Source organism: Rhizobium sp. No.120 (assembly GCF_054558365.1).
The window spans coordinates 260,529-281,866 of record NZ_BAAJNQ010000003.1 but is presented as its reverse complement, the minus strand read 5'-3'; the positions used below and the strand labels follow the sequence as shown (position 1 = coordinate 281,866).

Annotated in this window: 22 protein-coding genes; 7 read left to right on the top strand and 15 right to left on the bottom strand. The window is 59.1% G+C overall.

What is annotated here, in order from left to right:
• Positions 1-15 precede the first annotated feature (15 nt).
• The gene (locus ACYJRZ_RS12065) at positions 16-480 is read right to left on the bottom strand and encodes a hypothetical protein (RefSeq protein ID WP_459459170.1); all 465 of its coding nucleotides are present in this window, start codon (positions 478-480) and stop codon (positions 16-18) included.
• A 203-nt stretch (positions 481-683) separates the two neighbouring features.
• Positions 684-1,460: an SDR family NAD(P)-dependent oxidoreductase gene (locus ACYJRZ_RS12060; RefSeq protein ID WP_459459169.1), complete on the bottom strand. Its 777-nt coding sequence runs from the start codon at positions 1,458-1,460 to the stop codon at positions 684-686.
• 105 nt (positions 1,461-1,565) lie between these two features.
• Between ACYJRZ_RS12060 and ACYJRZ_RS12055 the strand changes: the two genes are divergently transcribed.
• Positions 1,566-2,147 (top strand): TetR/AcrR family transcriptional regulator, encoded by a 582-nt coding sequence (locus tag ACYJRZ_RS12055; RefSeq protein WP_459459168.1) that lies wholly within the window; start codon positions 1,566-1,568, stop codon positions 2,145-2,147.
• 53 nt (positions 2,148-2,200) lie between these two features.
• Here the strand turns inward: ACYJRZ_RS12055 and ACYJRZ_RS12050 are convergent, their stop codons facing one another.
• Positions 2,201-2,815, bottom strand: a complete 615-nt coding sequence (locus tag ACYJRZ_RS12050) for an FMN-dependent NADH-azoreductase (protein WP_459459167.1) — start codon at positions 2,813-2,815, stop codon at positions 2,201-2,203.
• Between the two features lie 136 nt (positions 2,816-2,951).
• Here ACYJRZ_RS12050 and ACYJRZ_RS12045 point away from each other — a divergent pair, with 136 nt between their 5' ends.
• Positions 2,952-3,920 carry a LysR family transcriptional regulator gene (locus ACYJRZ_RS12045; protein WP_459459166.1) on the top strand — a complete coding sequence of 323 codons (969 nt, stop codon included), beginning with the start codon at positions 2,952-2,954 and terminating at the stop codon, positions 3,918-3,920.
• 46 nt (positions 3,921-3,966) lie between these two features.
• Here ACYJRZ_RS12045 and ACYJRZ_RS12040 read toward each other — a convergent pair whose 3' ends face one another.
• Positions 3,967-5,955: a bifunctional 2',3'-cyclic-nucleotide 2'-phosphodiesterase/3'-nucleotidase gene (locus tag ACYJRZ_RS12040; protein WP_459459165.1), complete on the bottom strand. Its 1,989-nt coding sequence runs from the start codon at positions 5,953-5,955 to the stop codon at positions 3,967-3,969.
• 137 nt (positions 5,956-6,092) lie between these two features.
• Entirely contained in the window at positions 6,093-6,452 is a 360-nt protein-coding gene (locus ACYJRZ_RS12035) for a PilZ domain-containing protein (protein ID WP_459459164.1), read from the bottom strand.
• A gap of 159 nt (positions 6,453-6,611) precedes the next feature.
• On the opposite strand from ACYJRZ_RS12035, the gene ACYJRZ_RS12030 reads away from it, so the two are divergent.
• On the top strand, positions 6,612-7,415 hold the full coding sequence (locus tag ACYJRZ_RS12030; RefSeq protein WP_459459163.1) for an endonuclease/exonuclease/phosphatase family protein: 804 nt from the start codon (positions 6,612-6,614) through the stop codon (positions 7,413-7,415).
• Between the two features lie 6 nt (positions 7,416-7,421).
• Here ACYJRZ_RS12030 and ACYJRZ_RS12025 read toward each other — a convergent pair whose 3' ends face one another.
• Positions 7,422-7,883 carry an Lrp/AsnC family transcriptional regulator gene (locus ACYJRZ_RS12025; RefSeq protein ID WP_459459162.1) on the bottom strand — a complete coding sequence of 154 codons (462 nt, stop codon included), beginning with the start codon at positions 7,881-7,883 and terminating at the stop codon, positions 7,422-7,424.
• A 152-nt stretch (positions 7,884-8,035) separates the two neighbouring features.
• On the opposite strand from ACYJRZ_RS12025, the gene ald reads away from it, so the two are divergent.
• A complete protein-coding gene (ald, locus tag ACYJRZ_RS12020; protein WP_459459161.1) occupies positions 8,036-9,154 on the top strand; it encodes an alanine dehydrogenase in 1,119 nt (372 codons plus the stop codon).
• A gap of 17 nt (positions 9,155-9,171) precedes the next feature.
• On the opposite strand, the gene ACYJRZ_RS12015 is transcribed toward ald, so the two are convergent.
• The 5 genes from ACYJRZ_RS12015 to ACYJRZ_RS11995 all read right to left on the bottom strand — a co-directional run bounded on the left by ACYJRZ_RS12015 (position 9,172) and on the right by ACYJRZ_RS11995 (position 13,030).
• The gene (locus tag ACYJRZ_RS12015) at positions 9,172-9,681 is read right to left on the bottom strand and encodes a DUF1203 domain-containing protein (protein WP_459459160.1); all 510 of its coding nucleotides are present in this window, start codon (positions 9,679-9,681) and stop codon (positions 9,172-9,174) included.
• Between the two features lie 81 nt (positions 9,682-9,762).
• Entirely contained in the window at positions 9,763-10,377 is a 615-nt protein-coding gene (locus tag ACYJRZ_RS12010; RefSeq protein ID WP_459459159.1) for a GNAT family N-acetyltransferase, read from the bottom strand.
• Positions 10,332-11,189: a 3-mercaptopyruvate sulfurtransferase gene (gene sseA / locus ACYJRZ_RS12005; RefSeq protein ID WP_459459158.1), complete on the bottom strand. Its 858-nt coding sequence runs from the start codon at positions 11,187-11,189 to the stop codon at positions 10,332-10,334. Before sseA ends, ACYJRZ_RS12010 begins: the two co-directional genes overlap by 46 nt.
• A gap of 58 nt (positions 11,190-11,247) precedes the next feature.
• A complete protein-coding gene (locus ACYJRZ_RS12000; RefSeq protein WP_459459157.1) occupies positions 11,248-11,985 on the bottom strand; it encodes an alanyl-tRNA editing protein in 738 nt (245 codons plus the stop codon).
• Between the two features lie 4 nt (positions 11,986-11,989).
• Positions 11,990-13,030 carry a cysteine synthase A gene (locus tag ACYJRZ_RS11995; RefSeq protein ID WP_459459156.1) on the bottom strand — a complete coding sequence of 347 codons (1,041 nt, stop codon included), beginning with the start codon at positions 13,028-13,030 and terminating at the stop codon, positions 11,990-11,992.
• 295 nt (positions 13,031-13,325) lie between these two features.
• Between ACYJRZ_RS11995 and ACYJRZ_RS11990 the strand changes: the two genes are divergently transcribed.
• On the top strand, positions 13,326-14,159 hold the full coding sequence (locus ACYJRZ_RS11990; protein WP_459459155.1) for an SDR family NAD(P)-dependent oxidoreductase: 834 nt from the start codon (positions 13,326-13,328) through the stop codon (positions 14,157-14,159).
• 3 nt (positions 14,160-14,162) lie between these two features.
• On the opposite strand, the gene ACYJRZ_RS11985 is transcribed toward ACYJRZ_RS11990, so the two are convergent.
• Entirely contained in the window at positions 14,163-15,620 is a 1,458-nt protein-coding gene (locus tag ACYJRZ_RS11985; RefSeq protein ID WP_459459154.1) for a cryptochrome/photolyase family protein, read from the bottom strand.
• Positions 15,621-15,884: 264 nt separating this feature from the next.
• On the opposite strand from ACYJRZ_RS11985, the gene ACYJRZ_RS11980 reads away from it, so the two are divergent.
• Positions 15,885-16,997: a sn-glycerol-3-phosphate import ATP-binding protein UgpC gene (locus ACYJRZ_RS11980; protein ID WP_459459153.1), complete on the top strand. Its 1,113-nt coding sequence runs from the start codon at positions 15,885-15,887 to the stop codon at positions 16,995-16,997.
• 191 nt (positions 16,998-17,188) lie between these two features.
• Here the strand turns inward: ACYJRZ_RS11980 and ACYJRZ_RS11975 are convergent, their stop codons facing one another.
• From ACYJRZ_RS11975 to ACYJRZ_RS11965, 3 genes are all read right to left on the bottom strand, one after another.
• Complete coding sequence (locus ACYJRZ_RS11975; protein WP_459459152.1) at positions 17,189-18,103, bottom strand: ABC transporter permease subunit; 915 nt, start codon at positions 18,101-18,103, stop codon at positions 17,189-17,191.
• 7 nt (positions 18,104-18,110) lie between these two features.
• Positions 18,111-18,995: a carbohydrate ABC transporter permease gene (locus ACYJRZ_RS11970; protein WP_459459151.1), complete on the bottom strand. Its 885-nt coding sequence runs from the start codon at positions 18,993-18,995 to the stop codon at positions 18,111-18,113.
• A gap of 99 nt (positions 18,996-19,094) precedes the next feature.
• Positions 19,095-20,447, bottom strand: coding sequence for an extracellular solute-binding protein (locus ACYJRZ_RS11965; protein WP_459459150.1), 1,353 nt, complete (start codon positions 20,445-20,447; stop codon positions 19,095-19,097).
• A 325-nt stretch (positions 20,448-20,772) separates the two neighbouring features.
• Between ACYJRZ_RS11965 and ACYJRZ_RS11960 the strand changes: the two genes are divergently transcribed.
• Positions 20,773-21,330, top strand: a complete 558-nt coding sequence (locus ACYJRZ_RS11960) for a sugar O-acetyltransferase (RefSeq protein ID WP_459459149.1) — start codon at positions 20,773-20,775, stop codon at positions 21,328-21,330.
• Positions 21,331-21,338 lie beyond the last annotated feature (8 nt).

The window sequence follows — 21,338 nt, the reverse complement described above, 5'->3', positions numbered from 1 at the left end:
CGATGGCGAGCGGTGTCAGTAGAGACCGCCCGGTAGCCAGCTTTCCAGATAGGCTTCCATCGGCTTTCCCGACATGACTGTCGAAATCCAGGCGCGTCGTTCGAAATCAATAGCGACCAGCTCGTAAGCGCAGGCCATAAGATCGCTCTTGGTGAATGAAAAGTTTGGTTGTCCCGAATAGTCCGATTGAGCAGCGTATTGCATGCAAACGCACTCGTTTACCCACCATTGGGTCAACAAGGTCTTTGCGCTACTACCGTGATGAAGGACAACGAAGCCGGCGGAATAATGGGGCGTCACGTCCATACGGCCAAGATTGGCTTCGATGAAAGAGCGTGCTGCAGTGATCAATTCCGGCTGAAGGAACTGTTCCTTCTCCGGGGCGTGCGCAGAAATGCCGTAAGCCTTGATGCGCCAGCCGGATATGTGCCAGGTACTTAGGGGCCGGAAATGTCGCGGCGTATACAACGGAATCACCATCTTTTTCTCTTTATTCGGGCCGTCGCTGCCCAGTTGGCTGGCATTTTTGTGCGAAGAACGGCGCTAAAAAGAGGCCTGTCCGCTCGGGATCAGAGCATTGCAAAAGTCGTCCGTTGCGGCAATGGGTTTCGGCAAGGCCGCCTCTACATCTGCTTTGGCGGCCTGTCACTCACTGACATTTAATGATCGATAATTCGCAGGCTTCAAGCCGCGCGGAATATCTTCGCGCCGGATGGAGCGTTGATCGCGCCGCCGTCGACGGTGATTTCGATCGCCGTCACGTTGGCGGAATCGTCTGACGCGAAATAAAGTGCAGCTTTCGCGATTTCGTCGGCTTCACTCATGCGGCCGAGCGGGCTGAGGCTGCCAAATCGGGCCTGCAGCGCATCCAGCGCCTCCGGCGTGCTGGCGCGCGGTTCCCAGATCGGCGTCTTGGTGGCGCCGGGCGTCACCTGATTGACGCGGATGCCGCGGGGCGCAAGCTCGGAAGCAAGATTGCGGGTCATGGCGCGAACCGCGCCCTTCGTGCCGGCATAGGCCGAAGCGCCGGGAATGCCGAGAACAGCATGGACGGAGCCGTTCAGGATCACGGAGCCGCCATCGTTCAGATACGGCAACGCGGCCTGCACGGTGAAGAAGACGCCGGTGAAATTGATGCGGACGATGGTCTCGAACTGCTCAAGCGTCGTTTTTCCGAGCGGTGTATCCCCGGCAATGCCGGCATTGGCAAAGACCACATCGAATTTCCCAAGCTTCTCCGCCGCCTCGGTAAAGGCTCTCTCCATGGCCGGGATATCGGTGGTGTCGGCCTGCAAGGCCAGCACGCCGCCGCCGAGCTGTTCCGCTGCCGCAGCCAGTGTCTTGGCATTGCGGCCTGTTATGGCGACCTTGGCGCCTTCGGCGAGGAAGAGGCGGGCGGTGGCCAGTCCGATGCCGCTGTTTCCGCCGGTGATGACGGCGACCTTGTTCTTGAGACGCATGTTCGTTGCTCCTGTTGGCTTTTACCACGATCTGGATTATGATCGTTATCTATAAGGATTATGATCGTAATCCATTTTGTCAAGCCGGGCACGAAAGGATTTTCGATGGGCCGCTCGCAATTGGAAAAGCAGAAGACGCACGAGCGCATCGTGACGCTCGCCGCCAAGCGTTTGCGTGAGGAAGGATTGGAAGGTATCGGCGTTGCCGACCTCATGAAGGAGGCGGGGCTTACCGTCGGCGGCTTCTACAAGCACTTCGCCTCTCGCGACGAACTGGTGGCGGAAGCCGTGGAATCGGCGATCGGGTCATGGCGGCGACAGCAGGAAGAAAAGGGGATCGATCCTGGAAGCGTCTCACTCAACGATTATGTGGATACCTATCTCAGCGAAGGTCACCGGGATCGTTGCGGCGAGGGCTGCGCCTATGCGGCGCTGACGGCGGATTTGGCGCGCAGCAGCGATACAGTCCGGGCCGTTGCGACGGAAGGCCTGCGACGAAATTTCGATGCGATGACGGCGCGCATGCCGAAACCGGAGACAGCCGAAGCCAGACGCAAGGCGATCATCGCCTCCTGCCTGATGACCGGTGCGCTCGGCCTCGCTCGCGTGGCGGATGACGAGGCTCTTTCGACCGAAATTCTGGAGACCGTAAAGCGGTTCGTAAAGGCGCTGCCGCAGGCGGAATAGCAAAGCGGCCGGTTGAAGCCGGCCGCCTGTCATCATCAAAAAAATGCAGTCGCTTAAGCGGCGAGAGCCAGCTCCGACGCGCGGGCCTGGGCGGCGCCGAGGGCCTTTTCGGCAGCTTCCGGACCAAAAGCAACGCCTTCGATGTAAACGGTCTCGACATCGGTGATGCCGATGAAGCCGAGAACCGACTTCAGGTAAGGAACGGCATGGTTCAGCGGGGCAGCCGGGCCTTCGGAGTAGACGCCGCCGGAAGCAAGCACGATATAGGCCTTCTTGCCGGTGGCAAGGCCCTTCGGGCCGGTTTCCGTGTAGGTGAAGGTGCGGCCGGCGCGGGCGACGTTGTCGATCCAGGTCTTCAGCGAGGAATAGATGTTGAAGTTGATGAGGCCGGTGCCGATGACCAGGGTGTCGGCTGCCAGCAGCTCGTCGATCAGCGCGTCGGAAACCTTGACCAGTTCCTGCTGCTCGGGCGTGCGGGCGTCGGCCGGCGTGCGGATGGCGACCGTGAAGGGGCCGTCGATGTGCGGCAGATTGTCGGCAGCGAGGTCGCGCTTGACGAGCGTCTTGCCCGGATTGTTGGCCTTGATCTTCTCGGCCAGTTCGGTGGCGATCTTCGTGGAGAGCGAGTCCGGACGCGGGCTGGAGGTCAGAAGCAGAATGGAGGACATATCCGTTTTCCTTTTCAATGAGTTGCTAAATCGGCTGGGAGAGTCCGATCACGTTCGCCTCCATAAATAAGTCGTCAGTGCTATCGAGAAAAACTATGATAATATGGATTGGAATTATCGATAGAATGGATGGCAGATGCTCCCCAATCCCACCCTTGACCAATTGCAGGTCTTTCTGACCGTAGCCGAGTCGGGCAGTTTTTCCGCTGCGTCGCGCACGCTCAACCGCGCGCAGTCGGTGATCAGCTACACGATTGCCAATCTGGAGGCCCAGCTCGAAATGCCGCTGTTCGAGCGCTCCGGCTCGCGCCAGCCGAGGCTGACGGATGCGGGCAGGGTGATGCTGGAGGATGCTCGCCGCATCCTTTCCGATCTGCAGGTAATGCGCGCACGCGTGAAGGGCTTGAAGAGCGGCCTTGAGGCGGAGGTGGCTGTCGCCATCAGCGTCATGGTGCCGGTGCACGCGACCGTCGATGTGCTGCGGGAATTCCGCGATCGCTTCCCTTATGTTTCCCTGCGCCTCGACACCGGTGAACTTGGTTCGATGCTGGAGCTGGTTGCCAGCGGCAAGTCGACGATTGGTATCGGCGGCTCGGTGTTGAAGCAGGATGATGCCCTGGTCATCGAGCGCATCGGACATTCCTTCATGATGCCGGTCGCAGCTCCGACGCATCCGCTCGCTCTGCTGGGACGGCCGCTGACGCTTGCCGACGTGCGCGAAGAGGTGCAACTGGTCGTCACCGACGCGTCAAACCTTACCAATGGCAAGGATTTCAACGTCCTGTCCTACAAGATCTGGCATCTCAGCGATATCGCCACCAAGCATCAGCTGATCCGCGGTGGTTTGGGATGGGGTGGCCTTCCGGCTTCGTTCATCATGGAGGATCTGCAGAAGGGACGGCTGGTGCCTTTGGCTCTCGATGCCTATGACCAGAGCGAATATCCACTCTATGCCATACGCAAGGTGGACAATCCCCCTGGCCCTGCGGCTGCCTGGATGATCGAAGCTTTCCGTGATCGTCTGTCGCGATGCCCGAATCACGAGGACTTCAAGTCCGCCGTCGAGATGTTCCATCCGGGAGACAAGCGTCTGGCGGCGGAGTGAGAAAGTCCTCTCCCCAAATGAGAGGAGAGGACGATGGCATTCGTGCTTACAGCACCAGCCGATAGCTGCGGAAGCCGTCAGCACCTTCGCCAGCGTCTTCGATCTTCACGCTCTTGATCTGATCGAGGAAATCCTTGGCCTTCGGCGAGCTCTGGAACCGTACGGTCGTGTCCGCCAGTGGCTTGAAGGTCCAATTGCCGTCGGCGGTCGGGTTGATCGTGCCCTGCTCGTGGACATAGCGCACGATGACGTCGCGGTTGGTGTCCGGTGCCTGATAGACGACCTTATCCGCTGCGATTTCCGGGAAATTGCCGCCGCCGCCGGCGCGATAGTTGTTAGTGACGACCAGGAACTTCTGCGCGGGGTCGATCGGCTTGCCATTGAACTGTAGGTTCTGGATGCGGTTTGCATCGGCATTCAGAACCTTGCCGTCATCGCCGAAGCGGCGTGGCTGCGAGACATCGATCTGGTAGGTGACGCCGTCGATGACGTCGAAGTTGTAGGATGGGAAGCTGCTGTTGATCAGGTCCGCATCCTTGGCACCCGGCTGAACCTGGTTGAACATAGCGGCCGACATTTCCAGCCAGTTCTTGACCTGCGCGCCATTGATGACGACCGCCTGAACCGTATTCGGATAAAGGTAGAGGTCGGCGACGTTCTTGATGGCGACATTGCCGGCGGGAACGTCCGTATAATAGTCGGCGCCGTTGCGCCCGCCGCATTTGAAGGGGGCCGCCGCCGAAAGAACCGGCAGGTCCTTGTACTGCGTCTCCTTCAATATGTTCTTGATGTACCAGATCTGCGCCTGGCTGACGACCTGCACAGAGGGATCGTCGGCGACCAGCGCGAAGTAGGAATAGAGCGGCGCAGACGTCTTGCCGACGGGCGTGCGGACGTAGGTCAGCGTCGCCTCATGCTCGGCCTTGGCGGCTTCGACGACTTCCTTCTTGTCGGCGACGTCAGCGATGACCTTCTTCTTGTCGTCGCGATGGTAGATCGGGCGTGCCTCGGAAGTGAAGTCGACGATCTTCCAGCTCTTGCCATCCTTTTCGAGCAACAGATCGATGAGGCCGAGATGCGAGCCCCAGAAGCCGGCCATGACGGCAGGCTTGCCGTGCAGCGTGCCCTTGACCGGATCGGCATCCTTGATGCCATCCCAGGTCTTCGGGCCGGGGAAGACAAGATGCTGGTGGCCGGTGAAGATAGCGTCGATACCATCGACCGCAGCGACGTAGAGCGAAGCATTTTCCATCTTCTCGCTCTGGCCGCTGCCGTCGATGCCGGAATGCGAGAGGGCGATGATGATATCGGCGCCTTCCGCCTTCATGACCGGAACCCAGGCCTTGGCGGCTTCCACGATATCGCGGGTCTGCGCCTTGCCCTCGAGGTTCTTGATGTCCCAGAGCATAATCTGCGGCGGCACGAAGCCGATGAAGCCGATCTTGATCGGGCTTTCATTGCCGGCGCCGTCCTTGATCTTCTTTTCGAGGATCAGATAGGGCTTGAAGAACAGGTCGTCCTTTGTCGGGTCGGAAGCAAGCTGGCCCTTGGTCAGGTTGGCGCAGACGAAGGGGAAGTTCGCGCCGGCCAGCACCTTGAACATGAAATCGAGGCCATAGTTGAATTCGTGATTGCCGAGCGTACCCACGGAGTAGCCGAGCGTGTTCATCGCTTTGATGACCGGATGGACGTCGCCGTCCTTCATGCCGTGCTGATAAGCCATGTAATCGCCCATCGGGTTACCCTGCAGCACGTCGCCATTGTCGATCAGGAGCGAGTTGGTAGCTTCCGCTCGGATATTATCGATGATCGTTGCCGTACGCGTCAGGCCCATCGTGTCGTTCGGCTTGTCGGCATAGTAATCATAGGGGAAGACATTGACGTGAATGTCGGTCGTTTCCATGAGGCGCAGATGCGCCTGATTGCTCGCAGCGCGGGCTGCGAAAGGATGCAGCACGATCAGCGCCGCTGTGGCGCTGAGGCCTTGCAGCAGGGAACGGCGCGACATGCTGGGCAAATCCAGAATGGAAGACATAAGGCACTCCTTCAACGATGGGGCTATGGTCCGTCGATCATCTCTCGGGCGAGGGAGATTAGGACGATTTTTGAAGGTGTGCACCAGGAATGTGACAGGCTTATTGTGGATCGTAGCCGGCTTTCGCCTGCATGCCATTAACGCTTGAGAACTGGCTTTATGTCCTTGTGGAAAAAGCGGAAATAGGAGGCGACTTTTGCCGAGGCATTGGACGAGCGGTCGAATTCGATGCCGATGCGGCCGTTGTGAGCCCAGCGTACGAAACCATCCAGCAGGCCGATATCGTCGCATTCGACGCGAACCTTGCTACCTGCGGCGGCATAAAGCGGCGCCTGCAGGTCGAGCGCGATGCCGCTTGTGGAAATATCGACGACACGGCCGGAGACGAGCTTGGTGAAATATCGAACCTGGCCCATGAGCCGGGCATGGTGGCGCGGCGAGCCGCGCGTCCTGATTTTCAGATTGCCCTGAATGGGAGATTTCGAAGAGAACTGCATGATATTATCCCGGCTCATCCGTCTTTTCTCGGTTTGGATATCAGATGTGCCTTGCGGGATGTTTAGCATAATCGCTAAAATTGTAGCCGGGCGTCCCGAATCGGTACCGCATCGAGATGGCCGCTGCGATCGGCCATGTGACTATGAGAGGTGCGGGATATGCGTATCGTTTCTTTGAATGCATGGGGCGGCCGGCTGCATGAGCCGTTGATGCCCTATCTCGTCGATGTGGAGGCGGATGTTCTGTGTCTGCAGGAAGTGGTCCGCACGCACAACGCACAATCCGAATGGCTGGTTTATCGCGATCACGGAATCGAGCTCCCGCAGCGCGCCAATCTCTTCGAGGAGCTGAAGGCTGCTTTGCCGGCTTACGATGCTTTTTTCCTCCCCGTCGCGCGAGGCGATCTCTTCGACGGTGACACGCGATTGGACTCTGAGTTCGGACTGGCAACTTTCGTCCGCAGGACCTATCCGATCATCGGCCAGGCAGCCGGCTTCGTCCACGGCGAATTTTCGGCCGATGGCTACGGACCGCATCCGCGTTCGCGCAATGCCCATTGCATCCGCCTTTTCGACTATGAGCGCGGCTATCCCGTCACCATTGCTCATATGCATGGCCTTCGGGATCTGGAAGGCAAGGGCGATACGCCGGCCCGGCGCCATCAGGCGCGTGCGCTGGTCGAGATCATTCGCCAGGTTCGGCAAGAGGGCGACCGGCTGGTCGTCTGCGGTGACTTCAACGTGTTGCCGGATAGCGAGACCTTCGAAGTCCTCGGCAGCCTAGGACTTGCCGATCTCGTCACCTCGCGGGGACATGAGGACACGCGCACCTCGCATTATAAGAAGCAGCCGCGTTTTGCCGACTACATGCTGGTGACGTCCAATGTCGAGGTCATCCATTTCGATCCCGTCGCCGAACCCGAAGTCTCGGATCATCGCGCGTTGCTGCTGGATATGCGCTGACGAAAATCACAAGCCGACATTCGGCCGGTCGATGATCTCGCGCAGTGCAAAGCTGGAATTAATCTTCACGACATGGGGCAGGGCGGAGAGCCAGTCGCGATGGATGCGCTCGTAGTCCTCGAGGTCCCGCGCGGCGACGCGCAATATGTAATCGTATTCGCCCGACATCAGGTAGCAGGAGAGCACATTGGGGCAGCGCTTCACCGCGGTTTCGAATTCCGAAAGCGTCTTGGCGAACTGGCCGGACAGCGAGATGTGCACGAAGGCGATCATCTTGTAATCAAGCGCCTTGTGCGAGAGATGCGCGTGATAGCCGTCGATGACGCCGCTCTTTTCCAGGATATCGAGCCGCCGCGAACAGGCGGAGGGTGAAAGACCGACCTTCTCGGCCAGTTCCGCATTGGTCATCCTGGCGTTCTGCTGCAGCATCCGCAGAATCGAATGATCGATGGCATCGAGGTCGGACATTCGAAGATCTTTCGAAGAAATTCCTATTTGCGCAATAAATCACGAAAAATGACTGCAGCGCAAATCGTCTTTGCAAGGACATTGCGGGACGGTGGTGGTCTGATTTCATTTGGAGAAAATGAAAGACGCAAAAGCATTCGAGGAGGAATGAAATGCGCGTTGGCTGCCCCAAGGAAATCAAGAACCACGAGTACCGCGTCGGGCTGACGCCGGCATCCGTTCGCGAATATGTCGCCCATGGCCACGAAGTCTGGGTCGAGACAAAGGCCGGTGCCGGCATCGGTGCCGATGACCACACCTATGCGGCTGCCGGCGCCAAGATCGCCGCAAGCGCCAAGGATATTTTCGAGAAGTGCGACATGATCGTGAAGGTCAAGGAGCCGCAGCCGTCTGAATGGGCGCAGCTCCGAGAAGGTCAGCTCCTTTACACCTATCTGCATCTAGCCCCTGATCCGGAACAGACCAAGGGCTTGCTCGCCTCGGGCGTGACTGCCATCGCCTACGAGACCGTGACGGACGAGCGCGGCGGCCTGCCGCTGCTCGCGCCGATGTCCGAAGTTGCCGGCCGCCTGTCGATCCAGGCGGGTGCAACCGCTCTGCAGAAGGCCAATGGCGGCCTCGGCATCCTGCTCGGCGGCGTGCCCGGCGTGCTGCCGGCAAAGGTCGCGATTATCGGCGGCGGCGTCGTTGGTCTGCATGCGGCCAAGATGGCAGCCGGCCTCGGTGCCGACGTCAGCATCCTCGATCGCTCGCTGCCGCGCTTGCGCCAGCTTGATGACATCTTCAACGGCCGCGTCCATACACGCTATTCCAGCATCCAGGCTCTGGAGGAAGAGGTCTTTTCCGCCGATCTCGTCATCGGTGCCGTGCTGATCCCCGGTGCCGCCGCGCCGAAGCTGGTAACGCGCGAAATGCTATCGGGCATGAAGAAGGGCTCAGTCATCGTCGACGTTGCCATCGACCAAGGCGGCTGTTTCGAGACCTCGCATGCGACGACGCATTCCGATCCGACCTATGTGGTGGAAGGTGTCGTGCACTACTGCGTCGCCAATATGCCGGGTGCCGTTCCCGTGACCTCGGCCCATGCGCTCAACAACGCCACGATCTATCATGGTCTCGCGTTGGCCGATCGCGGGCTGCGCGCCATCGCGGAAGACAAGCACCTCCGCAACGGCCTCAATGTCCACAAGGGTCGCATCACGAACCGGCCGGTGGCCGAGGCGCTCGGCTATGAGGCCGTCGCGCCAGAAAGCATTCTGAACGTCGCGTAAAGCACGTTGCGCGCACGTCAGATGGAGGCGCCGGCATCCGCGTATGCCGGCGCTCCACTTTTATCAATCCGGCACTGATAGCAATTGTTGCGTGCCGAGCGGACGTGGACATAGGCGATCTCTGGACGCTCTAGCAGCGAGGCAGCATAGGCCGGGATGTCGCCGGTCGGCGTCACGGCGCCGGTCCCATAGACGATGCGGTCGTTCTTGCCATAACCCCGCACGATGAAATCCTTGCTGGTCGTCAGCACAGGCGGCAGGATTTCTTCTGCTTCGTAGCGCTGACATGGCGCCTTATGAAGGAAGATCGGACCTGTTTCCGCATAGGGCTGCAATTCCGGGAAGGGGCGATAGGCAAAGACGAACAGTTCGTCGCCGGCATCGATATTGCGCAGGCAGTGCCGGCAGGGATGGCCGGGGCCGTCGGAAGTCATGGTCTCCGGCTGGTGGCCGTAGGCATCCGCGCCGCCGTTCCATAAGACTTCGGCGTCGGAGGTGGGCATGGCGGCAAAAGCGATGGAAGACATGGCAATGCTCCTTTCGAGATTTGCCATGTGATGCGCCTGAACAAGAACCGAAACCACCCGATTCCTGCCGAAAGCGAACACTTAGCTTTTCTTCGCGAGCTCAAGCAGTTCCTTATCGCTAAGCGGCCGGACGATGCCTTCGCCAGTGGAGATCGGCGAGAAGCCAAACATCTGGTAGAGCTGCAACGCCCTGGGATGATCGAGGTTATTTGTAGTCGTAATGATGCGCTGCGGGTTCAATGTCCATATGGCGTAGAGCGACTGCAGCAGGAACCATTTGCCGATGCCGAGACCGAGTGCGTTTTCGATGAGGCCGAAATGGCTGAGTTCGATCGTCTCCTCGTCCTGGCGGAAATATTCGAAGAATCCACCCGGCGCGCCGTTGACGTAAAGTACGCTGATATCGTTGCGCTGATCGTGGAGAACGGCCGTCAGCTGCTCGTCGGAGAGGCGCAGACGCTCCACCCAATGCCAGCGCGCGCCCACCTGACGATAGAGATAGCGATAGAAGGGCAGCGGAATACCAGGCGCCCGCATGATCGCAGTCTGGATATTGACCGGCACCGGCAGGCTGGCCTTGGGCGGCGCAGTCATTTCCAGGCGGGTGATGTGAACCTTGATGGAGGAGGGCGTCTTCACGGCTATGATGCTCAATCTTGACCGGTTACGATGGGCGTATCCGCCCGGCTGCCCCATTCCGACCAGGAGCCGTCATAGAGCTTGTTGTTGCCGTGGCCGAGGGATTCGAGCGCCAGCGTGATGATGGCGGCGGTGATGCCGGAGCCGCAAGTGGTCACCACAGGCTTTTCGAGATCGATGCCCGCCTTCTTGATCGTCTCGCGCAGTTCCGACAAGGATTTGAACTTGCCATTCGTGGCGAAGACGCCGGAGGGCAGGCTTCTGGCTCCCGGCATATGGCCCGAGCGCATGCCTTCGCGCGGCTCGGGCTCCGTAGCGGCGAAACGGCCGGCGCTGCGGGCATCTGCGATCTGCAGGGAATGGCTGTCGACGATTTCTCGCATCTCATTGAGCGAAACGACACGGCTTCCATTGAACTTGGGCTCGAATGTCGCGGCCGCGAAGGCAGGCGTCGCCGTCTCTAGCGGCCGCCCTTCGGCCTTCCAGCCATCCAGACCGCCGTCGAGTACAAAGACATTCGGCGCACCCATGACGATGTGGAACAGCCACCAGACGCGCGGCGAGGCGAACAGGCCCGGACCGTCATAGATCACAATCCGATCACTGTCGCTGATGCCGCGCTTGCCGACTTCGGCCGCGAAGAATTCGGGCGAGGGGACCATATGCGGCAGGCCGGTCGAATGATCCGCAATCTTGTCCTGATCGAAGCGGATGGCACCGGGAATATGGCCGCTGGCATATTCGGCATCGGCATCGCGCTTCTGCGCCGGCAGATAGAAGGATGCGTCGAGGATACGCAGATCCTTGGCGCCCAGCTCGCCCTGCAGCCAGTCGGCGGATACGACGAAACGGCTCTTGTCCGCTGCCATGATGATCACTCCCTGCTATGGTTTATTGGTCTTGATGTCGAGATAGGCGCTTGCCCGATCAATTCTCGTCAGGCGGCGCGCCGAACCGAATACGGAAGCGACGGTTTTCCTTGCCCTTCTTCTCGATCTTGGCGATATGGATCGCGCCGACCTCCTGCGTTTCCGACACATGCGTGCCCCCGCAAGGCTGGCTGTCGATGGCAGAATCCTCGCCGATACAGACAAGGCTGACCCGGCCGAGGCCCATCGGCGGGCGGACATTCTTGGATTTGACGATGCCGGGATTTGCGATCAGCTCTTCATCCGTGATCCATCGGACGAAGACGGGATGGTTCTCGTTGACGAGCGCCATCATTTTCGCCGTTACTTCATCCTTATCGATCGTCTCGCTCATATCGAAATCGACGCGGCTTTCATCTTCGCCGACCGCCGCGCCCGTAATCGGATAGGGGCAGACCACGGAAAGCAGATGGCAGGCTGTATGCATGCGCATCAGCTTATAGCGTCGCCCCCAGTCGATATGCAGCACCAGCTTCTCGCCGACGATAGGCAAGGGCTGATTTTCGAGCGGGACATGAATGATGATATCCTTGATCGGCCCATGTTTCGTCTGACCAAGCATGATCCTGGAGCCGTCGCCGCGCTCCAGGAAACCTGTATCACCCGGCTGGCCGCCAGATGTGGCGTAGAAACAGGTCTGATCGAGCTCGATGCCCCCATCTTCGTGAATTGCGGTGACGACGGCTTCGGCGGTCGAAAGATAGAAATCGTCACGATAAAGGGCATGGACGGTCATATGATCACGCTGTGGTTTCGTATGGGACGGCGATATCAGCCCGTTTTTCCAAATAGCTTGGCAGCGGCAAACCCTTCGACTTCAGGAAGTCGGGATTGAAGAGCTTGGACTGATAGCGATTGCCGTAATCGCACAGGATGGTCACGATCGTGTGTCCTGGACCGAGATCCTTGGCGAGACGAACCGCGCCGGCGATATTGATGGCCGTCGAGCCGCCGAGGCACAGACCCTCGTGTTCGACCAGATCGAAGACGTAGGGAAGCGCTTCGGCATCGGTGACCTGATAGGCAAAATCGGGCGTGAAACCCTCCAGGTTCGCCGTAATGCGGCCCTGGCCGATGCCTTCGGTGATGGAGGAGCCGGAGGATTTCAGCTCGCCGTTCTTGTAGAATTCATAGAGGGCGGCACCTTCGGGGTCGGCAATACCGATCTTGATGTCCTTATTGAAGGCGTGCAGGCCCATGGCGACGCCCGCCAGCGTGCCGCCGGAACCGACCGAGCAGATGAAGCCGTCGATCTTGCCATCGGTATCGTACCAGATTTCTTTGGCGGTCGTCTCGATATGGGCCTGACGATTGGCAACATTGTCGAACTGGTTTGCCCAGATCGCACCGTTAGGCTCTGTTTTTGCGAGCTGCTCGGCCAGCCGGCCCGAGACCTTCACGTAGTTGTTCGGGTTCTTGTAGGGGACAGCCGGAACTTCCACGAGTTCGGCGCCGAGCAGCTTCAATGCATCCTTCTTTTCCTGGCTCTGTGTCTCAGGAATGACGATGACGGTGCGGTAGCCGAGCGCTTTGGCAACCAGTGTAAGGCCAATCCCGGTATTGCCGGCCGTGCCCTCGACAATGACACCGCCAGGTCTCAAAAGACCCTTCTTCTCAGCATCGCGAATGATGTAGAGCGCGGCGCGATCCTTCACCGATTGACCGGGATTGAGAAATTCGGCCTTGCCGAGAATGGTCGAGCCCGTCGCCTCTGAGGCGCCCTTGAGCTTGATCAACGGCGTATTGCCAATTGCTTCGAGGACGGACGGATGGACGGTCATTGGAATCTGCCTTCTGTTCGCAACTACTGTAAGAACGGTCTTTTCCCTTCACAAGGCAGCATAGGCAAGAAATTCTGTTCCTTGCTACTCCTTTGCCTCGCAAAATTCGACTTGGCGGGCGTTTCGACCTCTCTTCTTCATCCAAGTTCTCGGTCTCCAATTGGTGACATTGTTTTCCCGATGAAGCCGTCAGTCTGGCCGAAAGCGGCCACAATGATGCGCTATTTCTAAAATGCCACGGATGGTCGCGATTTAGGCGTTTGATTTAGGCGGCCGCCAGCCAAGGAGAAGAGCCATGAGCCCGTTCATCGCACGTCCTGAACATGGAGTGGTCTGGATCACCGGCGCGAGTTCCGGTATCGGCCGCGCGCTCGCGCTGAAACTGGCTGAAGAAGGATATAAGGTTGCCGTTACGGCGCGTAGCCACGACAAGCTTCTGGCGCTGCAAGCCGAGGCAAGCGCGCTTGCAGGCAGCATTGTCGTGCTGGACGGCGACGTAACCAATGCCGAGGATATGGAACACACGGTTGCCGCGATCGAATATCAGCACGGCCCTATCGCCTTGGCGGTTTTGAACGCCGGCATCTATTTGCCGGCGCGGGGCGAAGATCTCAATCACGAAGTCTTCGAGCGCAGTTTCGCCGTCAATCTTCACGGCGTCGTCAATTGTCTCGTTCCGGCGGTGAGGCATATGCGGGCGAGGGGATTCGGCCAAGTCGCTCTTGTCTCGTCCGTTGCCGGTTATGGCGGACTGCCCGGTGGCGCAGCTTACGGGGCCAGCAAGGCTGCGCTGATCAATATGGCGGAAAGCCTGAACTTCGAGCTCGATCGTATGGGCATCCACATCCAGCTCGTTACCCCCGGTTATGTCGATACGCCGTTGACGGCTCGCGGCAATAAGCTCGACATGCCTCAGATCGTGTCGGCGCAGCATGCAGCTGATGCGATCGCTGCCGGGTTGAAATCATCATGCTTCGACATCAGCTTCCCGAAAAGTCTGGTCTATCGGGCAAAGCTGCTGAAGTTTCTGCCCTACAGTCTTTATTTCAGGGTGCTCAGATATTTTCTGGGAGGCGGCAATAAGCGCCGGCCGGTCGGCCCGCATATCACCGCGCACCCAGCCGAATAGCAGCTATCCGTCATTCTTCAGGGATGCATGAGCGACGAGCGCGCGCTGGCGCGCCATGGCATGATCGACGATCGGCCGGGGGTAGTGCTTGCCAAGTTCTATGCCCGCACGCTTGAGGACGTCGTCAGGCGCCTCGAACGGCCGATGGATATATTTGCTGTCGAGCTTGGAGAGCTCCGGCACGAAAGTCCTGACATAGCCGCCATTCGGATCGAATTTCTCGCCTTGCAGCACCGGATTGAAGATGCGGAAGAACGGCGAGGCATCGGCACCCGAGCCTGCAACCCATTGCCAGTTTGCCGTATTGGCGGCCGGATCGGCGTCGACGAGCGTGTCGCGAAACCAGGCTTCACCTTCGCGCCAGTCGATCAGCAGATCCTTGATGAGAAAGGAGGCCGCGATCATGCGAACGCGATTGTGCATCCAGCCATGGCGCCATAGCTGCCGCATGCCGGCATCGACGATCGGATAGCCGGTTTGCCCGCGCTGCCAGCTTCTCAGCAGTTTGGTATCGGTAAGCCAAGGGAAGTCGTCGTAGCGATCGTTCCAGTTTTCCGTCCTGAGTTTCGGGAAATGAAAGAGCTGGTGATAGCAGAATTCGCGCCAGACCAGCTCCTTGCGGAAGCGGACGACATTGTCTTTAGCGATATTGCCAGGCAGCCCGCGCGTCGCATGCCAGATGCGGGCAGGCGAAATTTCTCCGAGCGCCAGATGCGGCGAGAGCAGGGAGGTCGCTGGTCTGTCTGGGAAATCGCGGCCGACCGCATAATCATCGATGGCGCCATCGATGAAGTCCTTCAGCTTCTTTTGCGCCGCGGCTTCGCCCGGTTTCCATAGGTCCGTAAATTCTGATGCCCAGTTCGGCTGGGTGGGCAGCAGTGACCAAGAGGCGAGCGTGTCCGATTGGGGCCACTGGCTGGGTGCGAGGAGCTTTGCGGGCGCTTCTATCGGAAACGGCGGCTCGCCGGATTGTTCGAATGCGCGCCAGAAGGGCGTGTAGGTTTTGTAATGGTCGCCTGCGCCCGTGCGCAAGCGTGTCGGTTCATGCAGCAATTGACCGGCAAAGCTGTTGGCCCCGATACCCTTGGTCCGCAATGACTTCTTGATTTGAGTGTCCACCTTGATCCCGGTAGGATCGTAGCGACGGTTCCAGCCGACGGCTTCAGCATTGGTTTCCTCAATAAGTTTTTCGAGCACCGTCAGCGCATTGCCCTGGCGGAGGATAAGCCTGCTCCCGAGGCCTTCGAGGGCGGTTTGTAGGGCAGCGAGCGAATGATGCAGCCACCATTCCTGCGCTCCGCCAAGCGGGCCACGCTCCGCTGCAGCCGGCTCGCGAATATAGACGGGAATTACCGGGCGGCCTGATGTTGCCGCCGCCTGTAACGCCTGGTTGTCGTCGAGGCGGAGATCCCTTCGAAACCATAGAAGAATGGGGTTCGGCTCTTTTGTCGATGTCGTCATGGTCCCGGCCGATTGCTCATCCTCTGTTGCGTCTCGCATGCCTTATAAAGGCTCAAACCATTATACGCTGCCAGCCGCCGAATGGTTTCCCTACCGTGCGTTACATAAGCGAATGCCGCACGCAACTCTCGTAAGGAAAACTCGATCTCCTCTGTGGTATAAGGAATGCTTGTCACTGTTCTGTAATGCAAATTCGCTAGCAGTCCACCCGATTGACAGGACCAGAATTGATGGGCCTCGAATGGACAGGCGGGGAAGATTAAAATGGCGGAAATCCGCATCGAACAAGTTCGCAAGGCTTATGGCCGCAATCCAGTCGTCCATGGCGTCGACCTGAATTTCCGGTCGGGCGAATTTGTCGTCATCCTCGGGCCCTCCGGCTGCGGCAAGTCCACGCTGCTGCGCATGATCGCTGGTCTTGAAGATATCACCTCGGGCGAGATCATCATTGACGGCAAGGTGGTTAACCAGCTCGAGCCGCGCGAGCGCGGCTGCGCCATGGTCTTCCAGAACTATGCGCTCTATCCGCACATGGATGTCGCCGCCAATATGGGCTATGCGCTCAAGGTCGCCGGCGTGCCGCGCGCCGAGCGCGAGCGCCGTATCAAGGAAACTGCCAAGATCGTCGGCCTCGAGGATTTCCTCGCCCGCAAGCCGGCCGAGCTCTCCGGCGGTCAGCGCCAGCGCGTCGCCATGGGCCGTGCCATCATCCGCGAGCCGAAGGTATTCCTCTTCGATGAGCCGCTCTCCAATCTCGATGCGAAGTTGCGTGTGCAGATGCGCGTGGAAATCCGCCGCCTGCACAAGCGCTTGTCGGCGACCTCGGTCTTCGTGACGCACGATCAGGTCGAAGCCATGACGCTCGCCGACAAGCTCGTCGTCATGTACAAGGGCAATGTCGAACAGGTCGGTACGCCGCTTGAAATCTACAACACGCCGCGCACGCGCTTCGTCGGCTCTTTCATCGGCTCTCCGGCCATGAATTTTCTGGAAGGTACCTTTGCGGCCAATGGCGAGCAATTTATCTTCGACGGCATTCCGATAGCCATCGACGCCAATATCGGCAAGCGCCATGCCGGCCAGCCTGTCGCCCTCGGCCTCCGACCGGAGCATGCGCGCCTCGTTCCTGCCGGCAGGCCAGGCGCCATCCCGGCGACTGTCGATTTCGTGGAAGAACTCGGTGCCGGCCGCGTCATCCATTGCGATATCAACGGCTCGAGCTTTGCCGTCGCGGTTGCCGACCATACCACCGGCCAGACCGGTCAGGCGGTCGCTCTGGAACTGCCGCAGCAGCACACGCATCTCTTCGCCCAGGATACCGGACTGCGGCTCGACGCGGTCGCCTCTGTCACGCCGCTCAAGGTGCTGGCGAACTGAATTTCAAACATAACTTTTCAGTAGGTATCCCCGGAAGTTTTCCCGACTTCCGGGTTTTTCATTTGTGTAAGTCGATCGAGTTTAAGTGAAGTTTGGGTTCGCGCAGGGCTATTCCAGCGCGATGCAGATCGATACTCGATCGCAGAGGGAAATGCCGCGCCGGCAAATGCCGGCGCGGCAGGTAAACAAGATCACTTCTCCGTAGCGATCATGCCCCGAACGACCCAACGCTGCATCAGCACGACAACGGCAAGCGGCGGAATCATGATGATCAGCGTGCCGGCCATGGCGATATGCCACTCCGGAAGGCCGCCAAAATTCGGGATAAGTGACTTGAGTTCGTGAACAGCCGTTATGTGGGCGGGATCGGTGGTTACCAACAACGGCCAGAGATACTGGTTCCAGGCCCAAAGGAACATGATGGTGCCGAGGGCGGCCATGTTGGTGCGCGACAGCGGCAGCAGGATGTCGACGAAGAAGCGCAATGCTCCGGCGCCGTCCATGCGCGCGGCTTCAGCCAACTCGTCCGGTATCGTCAGGAAGAACTGGCGGTAAAGAAAGGTACCGGTCGCTGTCGCGACCAGCGGTAGGATAAGGCCGATTGAGGAGTTAAGTAGCCCAAGGTTCAGGGAAACTTCGATACCAGTAAGCTTTGCGATAAGCCAGGTGATGCCGGTGATGTCGAGAATTCCCTGGAAGGGCGAAAGCACGTTCGCTGCGACCGCATAGGTCGGCACGATACGCACTTCGAGCGGCAGCATCAGCGTTATGAAGATCAGCCAGAAAATGAGGTGGCGGCCGGGATAGCGGAAATAGACCAGGGAGAAGGCCGTTATCGCGGAAATCAATACCTTGCCCACCGCGACGCCGGTAGCGAAGATTAGGCTGTTCAGCAGCTTCGGGCCGAGATTTGCGGTCGTCCAGGCCGTCTTCATGTTGACCCAGAAATCCGAACCGGGGATGAGCGACATCGGCACTTTGTTGACATCGGCGATGTTGTGCGATGCGGCAATGGCGACGATAGCCAGTGGGCCGACGGCGACAATGAAGCCAAGGAACAGGATCAAATGGGTGAAAAAATTAAGAATGGGTGTGCGCTCGACCATGTCAGCCTCAACGATAATGCACGCGCTTCTCGATGAAGCGGAACTGGAAGATGGTAAGCAGGACGATCAGCAGCATGAGAATGATGCTCTGTGCCGCAGCACCGGAAAAATCGAGACCTTTGAAGCCATCCGAATAGATCTTGTAGACCATGAGGTTGGTCGAGTTGTGCGGGCCGCCCGAAGTCATGATGTCGACGATGCCGAATGAATCCTGGAAGCTTTCGGTGATGTTGATGACGAGCAGGAAGAAGATTGTCGGCGTGATCAATGGGAACTGGATGTCCCAGAAGCGGCGGAGCACGCCGGAGCCGTCCATGGCGGACGCCTCGATCAGCGCGCGTGGAATGGCCTGGAAAGCGGCGAGGAAGAAGATGAAGCTGTACCCGATATATTTCCACGAGAAGGCGGCGATGATGCAGGCCATGGCGGCGTTGCCGTCAAGACCCGGGTCCCAGAATCCCGGCCACCACTGATTGACCACGGCCATGAGTCCGGCTTCCGGCGCCAGGATGAAGCGGAAGGCCATCGCCGATGCGGGCGCGGCAATACCGTAAGGCCAGATCAGGACCACGCGATAGATTTTCGAGCCGCGCAGCTGTCGATCGGTCAATGCCGCAAGTATCAGCCCGCCGACCATGGAAATACTTGTGCTGATAGCAGCGAAGATGATGCTGATCGTGACCGAGTTCCAGTAATCGGAACTGGCGAGAATGGATTTGAAATTGTCGAGCCCGACCCAGATATTGCCCCCGCCCCAGGGCTGCTGCAGCGTCAGCGACCAGAAGACCGCCTGACCCGCCGGCCAATAGAAAAAGGTGAAGATGAGGAGCAGTTGCGGCACTGCGAACAGAATGCCGACGCTCCATTTGTTGAAAGTTACTCGCTTTTCCATTGTCTCTACCGGCTTGATATCCCGATGCCACGCTTGCCTTCATAACGAACGTCCGCCGGGAAACCCCGGCGGACGCTGTTCTGTTACGGGCTTTGCCGTTTACGGCAGCTGCTTGCCCTTGTAGGTGGCTTCGAAGCGCTCGAGTACGGCGTCGCCGTTCTTGACGAGGTTGTCGATGCCTTCCTGGACGCTGACCTTGTTGGCGAAGATGGCTTGCATCTGGTTACCGAACTCGGCGCGGATCTGCGTGAAGCTGCCAAGGCGGATGCCGCGGGTGATCGCGGTCGGCTCGGAAGCTGTCAAGCTGGCGATAGCGACTTCGCGGCCCTTGTAAGGAGCCTTGTCGTAGAAACCGGAGGATTTCATGAATTCGAAGCCGGACTTAGTAACCGGGATGTAGCCGGTGTTGGTCGACCAGAAGAGGGCGGTTTCGGGTTTGGCGATGAAGTTCAGGAACGCGGCAGCGCCCTTGTATTCGTCAGCCGACTTGCCGGATAGAACCCAGAGCGAAGCGCCGCCGACGAGCGAATTTTTGCGCTCGGTGCCGGCGTAAACCGGAAGCTCGGCAACATCCCAGTTCATGTCGGCCTTATGAGTCTTGCCGACCGTGCCATGGTCGCCGACCGAGGTCATGATCATCTGGCAATCGCCGGCGGCGAAGGCCTGAACCATATCCTGACCGAGGTCCTTGGACTTGATCTTGATGAGGCCCTGGTCGTACCAGCTCTTGAGATCAGTCACATACTTGACGAACTTCGTCTTATTGACGGTGAGGCGGGCGTCGAGACCGTCGTAACCATTGTTCTTCGTGGCGATCGGCTGATCGTGGATGGCCGAGAACTGCTCCATCAGCTGCCAGCTTTCGTTGCCGGAGATGTTGATGGCCATCGGGCATTCATAGCCGGCGCCCTTCAGGGCCTTCATGTCTTCCGCAGCTTCTTCCCAGGTCTTCGGTGCGGCGGTCTTGCCGATCTTGGCGAAAGCGTCCTTGTTCCAATAGAGCAGGGCGGTGGAAGAGTTGAAGGGGAAGGAGAGCAGCTCGCCCTTCGAGGTGGCGTAGTAGCGGGCGATACCCGGGAAATAGTTGTTCCAGTCAACCTTGTACCCGTTCTCGGCCATCAGCTTGTTGACCGGATAATAGGCGCCCGAAAGCATCATCGTTGCCGTGCCGACGTCATAGACCTGGACAATCGTCGGCTGCTTGCCAGCGCGGAAGGCGGCGATCGTGTTCTGCAGGGCGGCATCGTAGTTGCCCTGGCTGACGCAGGAAACTTCATAATCCTTCTGGGAATCGTTGAAGTTCTTGCAGAGCGTCTCGACGACGCGCTGAAGGTCGCCCGACAAGCCAAACCAGAAATCGAACTTGACCGGAGCTGCGGCAGCCGGCATCGCCAGAGCGACGCTCATGACGCCAGCGGCGGCGGCAGAAATGTAATTTTTAAGTTTCGACATATCCCTATTTCCTTTTGAAAGCTCGGAACCGGTGGTCTTGCGCAAGTCCGCGGTAGCGCGGGTTATAGACAAGCTGTGTGACAGTTTGTTGTGGGCAAGAATCCCGCATTGGCGGGCTTTTTCACAAGGATCGCGGGTCTACGAAGGGGGCGCTACTTGCAGGATCGTGCAGTTGAGCTCTTGCTGATGAAGAGACGTGGTTGGCAGGTCCTCGCCCTTGGATTGTTATTCGGCAAAAAGATGCAATGCGCCTCCTTGTCTGCGCCCGGAGCCGTATTGCAAGATTGCTGAGTGGAAGGTTGGAAGGGATTGGAGGAACCGGAATATGGGTCACAGCGAACGGCAGAAAATGGCAGCGGGAGAGTGGTACTGCTGTTTCGATCCGGAACTCGACGCCTTGCGTTGGCGGGCGCGCGAGGCAGTGTATGCGCATAACACCATGCCGCCGTCCCAACGCGGCCACCTCGCCCCCGCTTTAGCCGCACTCTTTGCCGAGATCGGTGAGGGCGTCTTCATCGAGGCGCCGTTTCACTGCTCCTATGGCATCAACATCTCGCTCGGCCGCCGGGTCTATATGAATGCCGGCTGCACCATCCTCGACAGCGCCAGCGTGCGCATCGGAGACGGCAGCATGCTGGGGCCGGGGGTCCATATCTATTGCGCTGAACATCATAAGGATGCCGAACTGCGCGGAGCGGGGCTGGAGGTCGCGCGGCCGGTGACGATCGGCAGAAGCGTGTGGATCGGCGGCGGAGCGATCCTCGTCGGCGGTGTGTCCGTGGGGGATGGCGCAATCATCGGCGCCGGTGCGGTCGTCACCAGAGATGTTGCCGCCGGCGCGACTGTAGTCGGCAATCCGGCTCGTCCCGTTCGTGCGCGATAGGATAAAAG